Raw genomic sequence first — 13223 nt, 5'->3', positions numbered from 1 at the left:
ACACGCAGAACTCGGCGGATGGGAAGAGGTTCGTGGCAGTGGGCGGTGGATCGGTGATGGGGCCCCTGCGGCGCGTGGTGGCGACCGCGCAGAACGGCCTCGAGGTGGTCCGTCACGGCGGTCTGGAAACGGGGGCGACACCGTCGCCGTTCCAGATCGTCGAGCGGACCGGCATGTACAGGCTGCGGCACTACTACCCGGAATCCGACGCCGCCGAGAATGCTGCTCCGGTGGTGCTGGTCCCCCCGATGATGATGTCGGCGGACGTCTACGACGTCACCCGCGATACCGGAGCCGTCGGCATCCTGCACTCGATGGGTCTCGACCCCTGGGTGGTCGACTTCGGCTCCCCGGACCGGGAAGAAGGCGGGTGGGACCGCACCCTCACCGACCACATCATCGCCCTCGACGAGATCATCGATCACGTGCATGAATACACCGGCCGGGACATCCACCTGGCCGGGTACTCGCAGGGCGGCATGTTCTGCTATCAGGCCGCGGCCTACCGCCGCAGTCGGCACGTCGCCAGCCTGATCACCTTCGGCAGCCCCGTGGACACCCTGGCCGCCCTGCCGTTCGGGATTCCCGAGGGCGTCGCCGTCCGGGCCGCCGACTTCCTCGCCGACCACGTCTTCAACCGGCTCGCCATCACCGGGTGGATGGCCAAGACCGGCTTCCAGTTCCTCGACCCCGTCAAGACCGTGCGTTCGCGCATCGAGTTCCTCATGCAGCTGCACGACCGGGAAGCCCTCCTGCCGCGCGAACCTCAGCGCCGCTTCCTCGACACGGAGGGGTGGGTGGCCTGGTCCGGTCCTGCAGTGGCCGAGTTGCTTCGCCAGTTCATCGTGCACAACCGCATGGTCAGCGGCGGCTTCGTCATCAACGACCGGGCCGTGAGCCTGGCCGAGATCACTTGCCCCATCCTCGCGTTCGTCGGCGAGGTGGACGACATCGGGCAGCCCCTCGCGGTGCGCGGCATACGCAAGGCCGCCCCCCGGGCTCAGGTGTTCGAATACTCCTTGCGCGCAGGCCATTTCGGGCTCGTCGTGGGCGGCACCGCGGCGCGGCAGACCTGGCCCGCCGTCGGCGAATGGGTGCAGTGGCGGGAAGGGCACGGCGACCGGCCGGTCGGCGTCGGCCGGATGGCGATCCCCGAGCTCCACGCAGAAGGAGAGACCGGGGTGTCCGTCGCGGCCCGCCTCACCCACACCGTCGCCACCATCGCCGAGGTCGGTGTGGAGGTCGGCAAGGGCATCGCCGACCTGGCCTCCGAAACGGTGCGCGGGGCCCGGGAGCTGTCGGGGGAGGCGGCCCGGGCCCTTCCGCGCCTGGCCCGGCTCGGGCAGATTCAGCCACGAACCCGCATCTCGCTCGCCGGCGTCCTGACGGAGCAGTGCCGCAAGGGGCCGCACCGCGAGTGCTTCATCTACGAGGACCGCGTCTACACCTTCGCCGACGTCAATCGGCGGATCGACAACGTGGTGCGCGGGCTGGTGCACTCCGGTGTCCGCCCCGCCGCCCACATCGGTGTCCTCATGGACACCCGTCCCAGTGCGATGGCCGCGGTCACGGCCGTCTCCCGCATCGGCGCGGTGTCGGTCCTGCTCCCGCCCGGCCCCGACCTCGACGAGGCCATCCGGTTGGGCGCCGTCCAGAAGATCATCACCGATCCCGAGAACCTCCAGCAGGCGATCGCCACCGGCATCCCGGCCCTGGTCCTCGGTGGTGGCAGCATCCGCGAACTGGACATCCCGGCCGGCGCCGACGTCGTCGATCTCGAACACCTCGACATCACCACGGTCGAACTCCCCGGCTGGTATGCGCCCGACCCCGGCGTCGCGCGCGAACTCGCCTTCCTCCTGTTCACCGGGAGCGGCGACACCCTGGAGATGCGTCAGATCTCCAACCACCGATGGGCGCTCTCGGCCTTCGGCACCGCCACCGCCGCCGCACTGGGGCGTGGTGACACGGTGTATTGCCTTGCCCCGCTTCATCATTCGTCCGGTCTCCTGGTCAGCTTCGGTGGCGCGCTCGCCGGCGGCTGCCGCATAGCCCTGTCCCACGGCCTGGACCCCGCCCGCTTCAGCGAGGAAGTGCACCGCTACGGCGTCACCGTCGTCACCTACACCTGGGCGATGATGCGGGACGTCCTCGACAGCCCGGCACTGCACATCGACGAGATCCACCCCGTCCGCCTCTTCATCGGCTCGGGCATGACGCCCGGCCTGTGGCGGCGGACCCTCGAACGCTTCGCTCCCGCCCAGGTGCTCGAGTTCTATGCCTCCACCGACGGCGAGATCGTCCTGGCCAACGTCTCGGGTGCCAAGATCGGATGCAAGGGACGGCCGCTGCCCGGCAGCGCCGAGGCACGCCTGGCGGCGTGGGACCCGACCACCGGGCGTCTGGTGGAGGACGCGCGGGGCTTCGTCCGCGAGAGCGCCGCCGGCGAGGTCGGCCTCCTGCTCGGCCGGCCCAGCGCGTCGACGGAAGCGCTGCCCGGCGTCATGCGGGGAGTGTTCGAACTCGGCGACGTGTGGGTGCCCACCGAGAACCTCTTCCGACGAGACCAGGACGGTGACTACTGGCTGCTCGACAGCAAGCACAGTGTCATCCGCACCCCGCACGGACCGGTGTACGGCCAGCCGGTGGTGGATGCCCTCGGCGGTATCCCGCGGGTCGATCTCTGCGTCGTATACGGCGTGCGCACCGGAGACACCGAAGTCGCCGTGGCCGCGTGCACCCTGCGCGAGAACCGCGCGCCGAGCGCCGCCGAGATCACGGCGGCACTCGACGCGGTTCCCGCTCCGGAACGGCCCGACCTGGTCCATGTCGTGCCGCACATCGCACTCGGGCCCACGTATCGGCCGATGTCCGGTGACCTGCCGGCGCGGGGCCTGCCGAAGCCGACCGTGCGGTCGTGGTTCGCCGACCCGGCGACCGGAACCTACAAGCGGTTCACCAAAGCGGTCGCGGCGAGATTCACCGGCGTCGGCACAGGTCCGGCACCGGGCGCACGGTAGCCTGGGGCCGTCCGAGTCCCGCACCACCGTCGAGAGGACCACCGTGGCTGTCGATCCCACGCTGCTGAGCATCCTGGCCTGCCCGCAGGACAAGGGGCCGCTGCTCCTCGTGGACGATTTGGTTCTCTACAACCCGCGGTTGCGCCGCGCGTATCCGATCGAGAACGGCATCCCCGTCCTCCTCGTCGACGAGGCCCGAGCGGTGACCGAGGCCGAACACGAGGACTTCGTCGCGCGCGGCGTGGCCGGCTGGACCGAGGACCGGGTGGCGGACTGAGCGTGGCGTTCGAGCGGCTCACCGGGGTCGACCCGCTGACTGCGGCGCACACGATCCTCGGCGCCACGCTGTGCGCGGGCGAGGTGGTCCTGCGGATCACGGAGGTCGAGGCCTACGGCGGGCCCGAGGACGGTCCCTGGCCCGATCCGGCGGCGCACTCCTACCGGGGACGTACGCCGCGGAATGCGGTGATGTTCGGCCCTGCCGGCCATCTCTACATCTACCGCAGCTATGGGCTGCACCACTGCGCGAACATCTCCGTGGGGCCCGACGGAGTGGCCGCGGCGGTATTGCTGCGAGGTGCCGAAGTAGTCGCGGGGGAGGAGATCGTCCGTTTCCGGCGAACGGCCGGGACTCCCGCACCGAACCTTGCCCGCGGACCCGGCAACCTCGCGGCCGCCTTGGGATTGACGCTGGCGGACAACGGGATCGATGTGCTCGACGATGGCGCAACCGCGAAACTCACTCTGGGTGACGTCGACCGGGTCGCGTCGGGCCCACGCGTGGGCATCAGTGTCGCGGCCGAACGACCGTGGCGGCTGTGGATCCCCGGCGCCGTGGGGGTGTCGGCGTACCGGCGCAGCCCGCGCGCGCCGGCCGCTCCCCGTCGGATGGGATGATCGAGCGGTGACTGAGCACATCCTCGACGAACTGACCTGGCGTGGACTGATCGCCCAATCGACCGACCTCGACACACTCCGCCGCGATCTCGCCGCGGGCCCGGTCACGCTCTATGCCGGATTCGATCCCACCGGGCCGAGTCTGCATGCCGGTCACCTCGTGCCGTTGCTGGCCCTGAAGCGTTTCCAGCGAGCGGGCCACCGGCCCATCGTGCTGGCGGGCGGCGCTACCGGCATGATCGGAGATCCGCGGGAGGTAGGGGAGCGGACCATGAACTCGGCGGACACGGTCGCCGAATGGGCCGAACGCATCCGCGGTCAGCTCGAGCGGTTCGTGGACTTCGACGAGTCGCCGACCAGCGCGATCGTCGTGAACAACGCCGACTGGACCTCCTCGCTCAGCGTCGTCGACTTCCTCCGCGATATCGGCAAGCACTTCTCCGTCAACGTCATGCTCGCTCGCGACACGGTGAAGCGCCGGCTCGAGGGCGACGGCATCTCGTACACCGAGTTCAGCTACATGCTGCTGCAGGCCAACGACTATGTGCAGTTGCGTCGCGAGCACGGGTGCACGCTGCAGGTGGGGGGGTCGGACCAGTGGGGCAACATCATCGCGGGCGTCGAACTCAACCGACGGACCGACGGTGCCGCCGTGCACGCGCTCACCGTCCCGCTCGTCACCTCGGCCGACGGCAAGAAGTTCGGGAAATCCACCGGCGGCGGAAGCCTCTGGCTCGACCCGGAGATGACCACGCCGTACGCCTGGTACCAGTACTTCGTCAACGCCGCCGACGCCGACGTCGTGAAGTACCTGCGGTGGTTCACGTTCCTGGATCAGGACGAACTCGCCGAACTCGAGACGGCGACGGCCGAGCGACCGCAGGCGCGCGAGGCGCAGCGCCGCCTTGCGGCCGAAATGACGACCCTCGTTCACGGCGAGGCCAACACCCGGGCGGTCGAACTTGCGAGCCGGGCGCTGTTCGGTCGTGGAGAGTTGGCGGACCTGGACGAAGCGACCCTCTCGGCCGCGCTGGCGGAGGCCTCCGTCGCGGAAGTGCACGACGGGCAGCCCGGCACGATCGTGGACCTGCTCGTCGCGACCGGCCTGTGCGAGAGCAAGGGCGCTGCCCGACGCACGATCAAGGAGGGGGGTGCCTCCGTGAACAACCAACGGATCTCATCCGAGGAGTGGACCCCGTCGAGCGCGGATCTGCTGCACGACCGCTGGCTTGTCCTGCGGCGAGGCAAGCGCAACTTTGCCGGCGTGCGAGTCGAACGCGGCTGAGCGCACTGCCGCCACCGCCGACGGGCCGCTGACCTGCGGATTTGACGGCCCGTTAGCGGTGGCGTAACTTTGTCGTCGTTCGAGCGACACGGACGCCGACCCGGACCGAAAGGTACGGAAAGCGGTTGCGCCCTGATCGGTCGAGCAGCCAACACGAAGATCGCAGACAGTGTTTGCGTCCGCGAGTTCAGAGTGTTAGGCTAGAACGGTTGCCCCGGAGCAAGGCGCGAAGGCGCGGAGCGATGGTGTGTGCGTGTTCTTTGAGAACTCAACAGTGTGCCGATGAATGTCAGTGCCAAAATATTTTTGGTGCGACCGCCCCTCTTTTCGGGGGGTGGTTGTTGCTGGCTGCCGCATTCTTCCGTCTGTGGTGGTCAGTGTTTTTGCTGGTTTGAGTTTTTTGCTGGTGATTTGGCTCGATGTCTATGACTGATCGGCCCTTCGGGGTTTGATTGTGAGTCTTCAACGGAGAGTTTGATCCTGGCTCAGGACGAACGCTGGCGGCGTGCTTAACACATGCAAGTCGAACGATGAAGCCCAGCTTGCTGGGTGGATTAGTGGCGAACGGGTGAGTAACACGTGGGTGATCTGCCCTGCACTTCGGGATAAGCCTGGGAAACTGGGTCTAATACCGGATAGGACCTCGGGATGCATGTTCCGGGGTGGAAAGGTTTTCCGGTGCAGGATGGGCCCGCGGCCTATCAGCTTGTTGGTGGGGTAACGGCCCACCAAGGCGACGACGGGTAGCCGGCCTGAGAGGGCGACCGGCCACACTGGGACTGAGACACGGCCCAGACTCCTACGGGAGGCAGCAGTGGGGAATATTGCACAATGGGCGCAAGCCTGATGCAGCGACGCCGCGTGAGGGATGACGGCCTTCGGGTTGTAAACCTCTTTCAGTACCGACGAAGCGCGAGTGACGGTAGGTACAGAAGAAGCACCGGCCAACTACGTGCCAGCAGCCGCGGTAATACGTAGGGTGCGAGCGTTGTCCGGAATTACTGGGCGTAAAGAGCTCGTAGGCGGTTTGTCGCGTCGTCTGTGAAAACCCGCAGCTCAACTGCGGGCTTGCAGGCGATACGGGCAGACTTGAGTACTGCAGGGGAGACTGGAATTCCTGGTGTAGCGGTGAAATGCGCAGATATCAGGAGGAACACCGGTGGCGAAGGCGGGTCTCTGGGCAGTAACTGACGCTGAGGAGCGAAAGCGTGGGTAGCGAACAGGATTAGATACCCTGGTAGTCCACGCCGTAAACGGTGGGCGCTAGGTGTGGGTTTCCTTCCACGGGATCCGTGCCGTAGCTAACGCATTAAGCGCCCCGCCTGGGGAGTACGGCCGCAAGGCTAAAACTCAAAGGAATTGACGGGGGCCCGCACAAGCGGCGGAGCATGTGGATTAATTCGATGCAACGCGAAGAACCTTACCTGGGTTTGACATACACCGGACCGCCCCAGAGATGGGGTTTCCCTTGTGGTCGGTGTACAGGTGGTGCATGGCTGTCGTCAGCTCGTGTCGTGAGATGTTGGGTTAAGTCCCGCAACGAGCGCAACCCTTGTCCTGTGTTGCCAGCAATTCGGTTGGGGACTCGCAGGAGACTGCCGGGGTCAACTCGGAGGAAGGTGGGGACGACGTCAAGTCATCATGCCCCTTATGTCCAGGGCTTCACACATGCTACAATGGCCGGTACAGAGGGCTGCGATACCGCGAGGTGGAGCGAATCCCTTAAAGCCGGTCTCAGTTCGGATCGGGGTCTGCAACTCGACCCCGTGAAGTCGGAGTCGCTAGTAATCGCAGATCAGCAACGCTGCGGTGAATACGTTCCCGGGCCTTGTACACACCGCCCGTCACGTCATGAAAGTCGGTAACACCCGAAGCCGGTGGCCTAACCCCTCGTGGGAGGGAGCCGTCGAAGGTGGGATCGGCGATTGGGACGAAGTCGTAACAAGGTAGCCGTACCGGAAGGTGCGGCTGGATCACCTCCTTTCTAAGGAGCAACTCCTTGCTCGGACCAGCACACAGGTGCCGGGGGAGCGAGGCAGAGCCATTTCGGATTCACACGTAATCCGGTGGTGCTCATGGGTGGAACGCTGACAGCTTCATGCACGCTCGGTGGGTCACATGGCCGGCCGGTGGGTGATATATCGGTGCACTGTTGGGTCCTGAGAGAACACGCGAGTGTTTTGTCAGCGACGATGATCGGGAACGAAGGGGTTGTTTCTTCTTCCGGTACCGGTTGTTGTGTGTTGTTTGAGAACTGCACAGTGGACGCGAGCATCTTTGTTGTAAGTGTTTATGAGCGTACGGTGGATGCCTTGGCACCAGGAGCCGATGAAGGACGTGGGAGGCTGCGATATGCCTCGGGGAGCTGTCAACCGAGCTGTGATCCGAGGATTTCCGAATGGGGAAACCCAGCACGAGTGATGTCGTGTTACCCGCGCCTGAATATATAGGGCGTGTGGAGGGAACGTGGGGAAGTGAAACATCTCAGTACCCACAGGAAGAGAAAACAACATGTGATTCCGTGAGTAGTGGCGAGCGAAAACGGAAGAGGCTAAACCGCGGGTGTGTGAGAGCTGGCAGGCGTTGCACTCGTGGGGTCGTGGGGCCCTTCTTCCCATCACTGTCATGGTGGGCGAGAGTAAGAAACCGGTGTGTTAGTCGAAATGGTCTGGAACGGCCTGTCGTAGAGGGTGAGAATCCCGTAGACGAAAACATGCCGGCTCTCGTGGAGGGTACCCGAGTAGCAGCGGGCCCGTGAAATCTGCTGTGAATCCGTCGGGACCACCCGATAAGCCTGAATACTCCCTGGTGACCGATAGCGGACTAGTACCGTGAGGGAAAGGTGAAAAGTACCCCGGGAGGGGAGTGAAATAGTACCTGAAACCGTGCGCTTACAATCCGTCGGAGCCTTCGAGCAGTTTGGTCTGCTGGGGGTGACGGCGTGCCTTTTGAAGAATGAGCCTGCGAGTTAGTGGCATGTCGCGAGGTTAACCCGTGTGGGGTAGTCGTAGCGAAAGCGAGTCCGAACAGGGCGTCTGTAGTGGCATGTTCTAGACCCGAAGCGGAGTGATCTACCCATGGCCAGGGTGAAGCGACGGTAAGACGTCGTGGAGGCCCGAACCCACTTAGGTTGAAAACTGAGGGGATGAGCTGTGGGTAGGGGTGAAAGGCCAATCAAACTCCGTGATAGCTGGTTCTCCCCGAAATGCATTTAGGTGCAGCGTCGCGTGTTTCTCACCGGAGGTAGAGCTACTGGATGGTCTAGGGGGCCCACAAGCTTACCGAAATCAGCCAAACTCCGAATGCCGGTGAGTGAGAGCGCGGCAGTGAGACTGCGGGGGATAAGCTTCGTAGTCGAGAGGGAAACAGCCCAGATCGCCGGCTAAGGCCCCTAAGCGTGTACTAAGTGGAAAAGGATGTGGGATCGCTGAGACAACCAGGAGGTTGGCTTAGAAGCAGCCACCCTTGAAAGAGTGCGTAATAGCTCACTGGTCAAGTGGTTCTGCGCCGACAATGTAGCGGGGCTCAAGTACACCGCCGAAGCCGCGGCACTCGCACAACACCCCGGAGGGTCCACGGATCGTCCGGCAGTGGTGCGGGTGGGTAGGGGAGCGTCGTGCAGCCGGGGAAGCGCCGGAGTGATCCAGGTGTGGAGGCTGCGCGAGTGAGAATGCAGGCATGAGTAGCGAAAGACGAGTGAGAAACTCGTCCGCCGAATGACCAAGGGTTCCTGGGCCAGGTTAATCCGCCCAGGGTGAGTCGGGACCTAAGGCGAGGCCGACAGGCGTAGTCGATGGACAACGGGTTGATATTCCCGTACCCGTGTGAACGCGCCCCTGGTGAATCATCGGTACTAACCGTCCAAAGGGTGATCGAGTTCCTTCGGGAGCCGAGAGCCTGCTGCACGGGACCTTCGGTGGTAGTAGCCAAGCGATGGGGTGACGCAGGAAGGTAGTGGGGCCGGTCAGTGGTTGTACCGGTGTAAGCCCGTAGGGCGTGACACAGGCAAATCCGTGTCGCACACAGCCTGAGAGGTGATGCGTAGCCGAATGAGGCGAATTCCATGATCCTATGCTGCCGAGAAAAGCCTCTAGCGAGCTTTCACACGGCCCGTACCCCAAACCGACACAGGTGGTCAGGTAGAGAATACCGAGGCGATCGAGAGAACTGTGGTTAAGGAACTCGGCAAAATGCCCCCGTAACTTCGGGAGAAGGGGGACCAGTCCCGGTGACCGGACTTGCTCCGTGAGCCGGGGGTGGTCGCAGAGACCAGAGAGAAGCGACTGTTTACTAAAAACACAGGTCCGTGCGAAGTCGTAAGACGAGGTATACGGACTGACGCCTGCCCGGTGCTGGAAGGTTAAGAGGACCGGTCAGCGGAGTTCACTCCGCGAAGCTGAGAATTTAAGCCCCAGTAAACGGCGGTGGTAACTATAACCATCCTAAGGTAGCGAAATTCCTTGTCGGGTAAGTTCCGACCTGCACGAATGGCGTAACGACTTCTCTGCTGTCTCAACCACAGACTCGGCGAAATTGCACTACGAGTAAAGATGCTCGTTACGCGCGGCAGGACGAAAAGACCCCGGGACCTTCACTACAGCTTGGTATTGGTGTTCGGTTCGGTTTGTGTAGGATAGGTGGGAGACTGGGAAGCCCGCACGCCAGTGTGGGTGGAGTCGTTGTTGAAATACCACTCTGATCGTATTGGACCTCTAACCTCGGACCCTGATCGGGTTCAGGGACAGTGCCTGGTGGGTAGTTTAACTGGGGCGGTTGCCTCCCAAAATGTAACGGAGGCGCCCAAAGGTTCCCTCAGCCTGGTTGGCAATCAGGTGTCGAGTGCAAGTGCACAAGGGAGCTTGACTGTGAGACCGACAGGTCGAGCAGGGACGAAAGTCGGGACTAGTGATCCGGCACCGGCATGTGGAAGCGGTGTCGCTCAACGGATAAAAGGTACCCCGGGGATAACAGGCTGATCTTCCCCAAGAGTCCATATCGACGGGATGGTTTGGCACCTCGATGTCGGCTCGTCGCATCCTGGGGCTGGAGTAGGTCCCAAGGGTTGGGCTGTTCGCCCATTAAAGCGGCACGCGAGCTGGGTTTAGAACGTCGTGAGACAGTTCGGTCTCTATCCGCCGCGCGCGTTAGAAACTTGAGGAAGGCTGTCCCTAGTACGAGAGGACCGGGACGGACGAACCTCTGGTGTGCCAGTTGTCCCGCCAGGGGCACGGCTGGTTGGCTACGTTCGGAAGGGATAACCGCTGAAAGCATCTAAGCGGGAAGCCTGTTCCAAGATGAGGTTTCTCACCCCCTCGAGGGGGTAAGGCCCCCGGCAGACCACCGGGTTGATAGGCCGGAACTGGAAGTGCGGTAACGCATGCAGGTGACCGGTACTAATAGGCCGAGGACTTACCACAAAGAAGCTACGCGTCCACTGTGCGGTATCTGAAACAACACACTCGATTCACCATGTTCTTCGGGGAATCGAGTGGGCGCAGCCCCCGTGAAAGAGGGCGGCGTTCACTCCATTCACTCCGAAGGAGTGTGGACAGTTTCACAGAGTTACGGCGGCCATAGCGGAGGGGAAACGCCCGGTCCCATTCCGAACCCGGAAGCTAAGCCCTCCAGCGCCGATGGTACTGCACCCGACAGGGTGTGGGAGAGTAGGACACCGCCGAACACCCGTTTACGAGAGGGGACCCACCAGTTGGGTCCCCTCTCGTGGTTTTTCTGGTTTTTCATGAAAGGATTTTTCTGTGTCCGACAACGATGGTGAGCGTCGATCCTTCCGGAGTGGAGGGTCCACTCCCAGGTCGGGACGCGGAGACAGCGGCGAGCGCCGCCAGGGTGGCGACCGGGGCCCGGCCCGCGGCGAGGATCGCCGGCAGGGAGTCGCCGGCCGACCGGATCGTCGCGGCGAGGACCGCACTTTCCGCGGGGAACGGCGAAGCGAGCCGGCGAAGGGCTCCGCGGACGACTCCCGCGGGAGTAGCCGCTCGGAGCGACCCCACAGCGATCGCCCGTCGGGGGACCGGCGAGATCGGCCCTACGGTGAGCGGCGCGACGACCGTTCCCGCGACGACCGTTCCCGCAGCGAGCGCCCGCATCGAGGCACAAACGACGACCGTCGGGACGATCGGCGCACCGGTGACCGGCGCGACGATCGGGGCCGTGACGATCGGCGCACGGGCACGTCCCGTGCCGGCCACGGACCCGAACGGCGAGACGGGGGCGCTCCGCGTCGCCGTGGCGGCGAGGGTGGATTCGGCCCGAGCCGTGGCCGCGAGGGTGCTCCGGCTCCGCGTCGCGAAGCCCGGCCGGACGAGCCGGACCTGCCCGAGGACGTCGAAGCGTCGGACCTCGATCCGACGATCCGCCGGGACCTGCTGAGTCTCGACAAGTCGAACGCCAACGCAGTGGCCCGGCACCTGGTCATGGCCGGCCGCCTGATCGACGACGATCCCCGTCTGGCGCTGGCGCACGCTCGTGCTGCGCGGCAGCGCGCCGGCCGTATCGCCGTGGTTCGTGAGGCAGCGGGAATCACGGCCTACCACGCCGGCGAATGGGCGGAGGCGCTGTCCGAGTTGCGGGCCGCCCGACGAATGGCCGGGGGACCGGGATTGCTGGCGGTCATGGCGGACTGCGAGCGCGGTCTCGGCCGGCCGGAGCGCGCGATCGAGCTGGGCCGCAGCGACGAGGCTCGGGCGCTGACCGGCGACGAGGCCACCGAGCTGCGCATCGTCGTGGCGGGCGCCCGGATGGATCTGGGACAGTTCGACCAGGCGGTGGTCACCCTGCAGACCCCGGACCTGGATGCCTCGCGCACCGGCCCGTCCGCCGCGCGCCTGTTCTATGCGTACGCGGATGCACTCGTGGCCGCGGGACGTACCGAGGACGGATTGAAGTGGTTCCTCAACGCCGCCGCAGCGGATCTCGAGGGGGACACCGACGCCGAGGAACGCGTCGCCGAGCTCACCGGAGAGGATCAGTGACCGGTACTTCCGGCGGCGCGTCGTTGCGGGCGCTCTACGACGTACTCCTGCTCGATCTGGACGGCACCGTCTACCGCGGCGCCGAGGCGGTGCCCGGGGCCCGCGAGGCATTGTCGGAGGGTGCCGAGCGGCTGTTCTACGTCACCAACAACGCGAGCCGTCGCCCGGCGGAGGTCGCCAAACACCTGCGTGAACTCGGTTTCGCGGCCGACGAGTCGAACGTGGTCACCAGTTCCCAGTCCGCGGCCCGGCTGTTGGCCGAGCGGGTCCCGGCCGGTGCCCCGGTGCTGGTTGTGGGCACCGAGGCCCTCGTCGACGAGGTCGCCGCGGTCGGTCTGACTCCGGTGCGTTCCGCGGACGCCGAGCCTGTGGCGGTCGTGCAGGGACACTCCCCGGAGACCGGGTGGGCGATCCTCGCCGAGGCGACGCTCGCACTGCGCTCCGGCGCCCTGTGGGTGGCGACGAACGTCGATTCGACGTTGCCCACCGAGCGGGGCCTGGTGCTCGGGAACGGTTCCATGGTCGCGGCCCTGAGGTCGGCGACGGGCTGTGAGCCGCTGGTGGCGGGCAAACCGGCCGCGCCGCTGCTCGAGGACGCCGTCGTGCGCAGCGGCGCCTCGCGTCCGCTCGTGGTCGGCGACCGGCTCGACACCGACATCGCCGGTGCGAACGCCGTGGGCGCCGATTCGTTGCTGGTGCTGACCGGCGTCAGCACGGTCGCGGACCTGCTCCGGGCGCCGCAGGAGCAGCGCCCCACCTATGTGGCCGACTCGCTCGCCGGTCTCGACGCCGAGGCGGCCGCGCTGCGGGTGGGACCGCGCGAGCCGGGAGCGGTGTCGTTCGACGGACGGGATGTGCACCTGGCTCCGGAGTTCGCGGCGGACCCGATGGCCGCGCTGCGGGCCGTGCTCGACGTCGCCTGGGCCAACCCCGGTTTCGGTCGGGTCGTGGCGGCGGACGACCTGCTGGCACGGTGGGGAATATCCCGCTGAGCCGGGTCTGCGTGGTGTGCCGGTTCGTCACCGGCAT

6 protein-coding genes and 3 rRNA genes are annotated in these 13223 nt (G+C 65.4%); all 9 read left to right on the top strand.

Annotation, left to right across the window (positions count from 1 at the left end; genetic code table 11):
• Positions 1-56 precede the first annotated feature (56 nt).
• The 9 genes from HFP48_RS14800 (at position 57) to HFP48_RS14760 (ending at position 13186) form a co-directional block, all read left to right on the top strand.
• Positions 57-3020 (top strand): AMP-binding protein, encoded by a 2964-nt coding sequence (locus tag HFP48_RS14800; protein WP_006936480.1) that lies wholly within the window; start codon positions 57-59, stop codon positions 3018-3020.
• A gap of 43 nt (positions 3021-3063) precedes the next feature.
• Complete coding sequence (locus HFP48_RS14795; RefSeq protein ID WP_168579702.1) at positions 3064-3297, top strand: Trm112 family protein; 234 nt, start codon at positions 3064-3066, stop codon at positions 3295-3297.
• A 2-nt stretch (positions 3298-3299) separates the two neighbouring features.
• Positions 3300-3917 carry a DNA-3-methyladenine glycosylase gene (locus HFP48_RS14790; protein WP_168579701.1) on the top strand — a complete coding sequence of 206 codons (618 nt, stop codon included), beginning with the start codon at positions 3300-3302 and terminating at the stop codon, positions 3915-3917.
• 7 nt (positions 3918-3924) lie between these two features.
• Positions 3925-5202, top strand: coding sequence for a tyrosine--tRNA ligase (tyrS, locus tag HFP48_RS14785; protein WP_029543887.1), 1278 nt, complete (start codon positions 3925-3927; stop codon positions 5200-5202).
• A gap of 462 nt (positions 5203-5664) precedes the next feature.
• Positions 5665-7186: ribosomal RNA gene (locus HFP48_RS14780) — 16S ribosomal RNA — on the top strand.
• A 296-nt stretch (positions 7187-7482) separates the two neighbouring features.
• Positions 7483-10619 (top strand): 23S ribosomal RNA (locus HFP48_RS14775).
• A 146-nt stretch (positions 10620-10765) separates the two neighbouring features.
• A 5S ribosomal RNA gene (gene rrf / locus HFP48_RS14770) occupies positions 10766-10882 on the top strand.
• Together the 16S, 23S and 5S rRNA genes form the textbook arrangement of a ribosomal RNA operon.
• A 76-nt stretch (positions 10883-10958) precedes the next feature.
• Positions 10959-12194 (top strand): hypothetical protein, encoded by a 1236-nt coding sequence (locus tag HFP48_RS14765; RefSeq protein WP_072635316.1) that lies wholly within the window; start codon positions 10959-10961, stop codon positions 12192-12194.
• The gene (locus tag HFP48_RS14760) at positions 12191-13186 is read left to right on the top strand and encodes an HAD-IIA family hydrolase (RefSeq protein ID WP_168579700.1); all 996 of its coding nucleotides are present in this window, start codon (positions 12191-12193) and stop codon (positions 13184-13186) included. The genes HFP48_RS14765 and HFP48_RS14760 overlap by 4 nt, the downstream gene beginning before the upstream one ends.
• Positions 13187-13223 lie beyond the last annotated feature (37 nt).

The organism is Rhodococcus sp. DMU1 (assembly GCF_012272955.1).
Taxonomy (GTDB): Bacteria; Actinomycetota; Actinomycetes; order Mycobacteriales; family Mycobacteriaceae; genus Rhodococcus; species Rhodococcus aetherivorans.
This window is presented reverse-complemented; position numbering and strand designations above follow the sequence as displayed.

Bases quoted from the DNA above. Each gene is read 5' to 3' on its own strand.
- HFP48_RS14800 (WP_006936480.1), top strand. From the start codon at position 57: ATGGGGCCCCTGCGGCGCGTGGTGGCGACCGCGCAGAACGGCCTCGAG.